The 1,340-nt window shown below is 52.8% G+C and carries 1 protein-coding gene; it reads right to left on the bottom strand.

The genetic code is table 11. From position 1 onward, the window contains the following. Window positions 1–896: citrate:proton symporter (locus tag BMZ36_RS14205; RefSeq protein ID WP_218142745.1), on the bottom strand; the 896-nt coding region annotated here is incomplete at its 3' end. Window positions 897–1,340: the final 444 nt, after the last annotated feature.

Below are 1,340 nucleotides of genomic sequence, written 5' to 3'. Positions count from 1 at the left end.
GCGAAGATCAGGGACACCACCGGCATCGCGTTGGCGCCGTTGGCGACGATGCGAGCACCTTGTTCCTTGGTCTTGTAGTTGATCATCAGGGCCAGAGCGGTACCGATGATGAACAGGATGGCCAGCGGCAGCAGTTCCACCATCAGGGCAGCCAGCAGCACGATGGTCAGCACAGCGTTGATCCAGAACTTCTCCGGGCGCTTCAGCTTCTCGGCATCCGGATCTTCGGAAACGGAGTGGTGGCTGCCATCGTGGGAGAACTCGATCACGCCAAGACGAGCGCGTTCACGCTTGCCCCAGAAGTAAGCCAGGCCGAACACGAACAGCGTGCCCAGCACCATGCCCGGGATCAGCGGGGTGAACACTTGGGAAGCTTCCAGATGCAGCGAAGCCAGCACGCGGCCGGTCGGGCCACCCCAAGGGATGATGTTCATCACGCTGTTTTCCAGCAGGGCGAGCGACGGCAGAATCAGCGGGTTGATGCCGATACGACGATGCACACCGAACATGGCGGTACAGGTTACGAGGTAAGTCGTCGAACCGTCACCGTCCAGCGAGATCAGTGTAGCCAGCAGCGCGGTGCCGACGCAAACCTTGACCGGATCGCCGTGAACGGCTTTCAGGATACGCTCGATGATCGGATCAAACAGACCCGCATCGATCATGGTGCCGAAATACAAAATGGCAAAACAGATCATGATGCCGGTCGGAGCAACGCGACGGACACCGTCCATCATCATCTTGCCCAGTTTGGCGTCATGGAAGCCGAGAGCGAGCGCGGTGACGATCGGGATCAGGATCAGAGCATTCATGGCCGACATCTTCTTGGACATGATGAGATACATGAACACGACAATCATCGCGAAACCGGCGACAGCCAGTGTCATTTGATTCATGCGACTTACCTCCTAGTTTGGATTTGTTTTTTATTGGCGCGCCGAAAACAGAAACGCCAAATACTGCTACCCATAAGCTAATACGGTGCGCTGCATAATATACGGTTTTGAAAGCTTCGTGGACAGCCCAAGTCTTAAAAACGACTTAAACACCTTTAACAACATAAAAATTATTAAGCGAATTAAACGCCTGTTTGGCGGTGAATGGCGAAGGGGTTTTTAATTGGTTTTTTTGGTGTGGCGGTGCACAAATGGCGATGGCTGTGCTTCTTGGTTTATGTCTTTATAATCAGTCTGTTGTGCAATTTATTTTGGCTGGTTGATATCCGGTTTGCTGAATTGGAGATTAATCGTCAAGCGTAAATGTTGACCGAAAGACGGATAACAAGGATACTTTCAGGTTTGTATTATGGCGCGTCGCGCATGGGGTTTTTATCCTGTGGG

Source organism: Formivibrio citricus, from assembly GCF_900115065.1.
GTDB classification, from domain to species: Bacteria; Pseudomonadota; Gammaproteobacteria; order Burkholderiales; family Chitinibacteraceae; genus Formivibrio; species Formivibrio citricus.
Note: the sequence above shows the minus strand (reverse complement) of the source record. Positions and strands in the feature narration are given on the sequence as shown.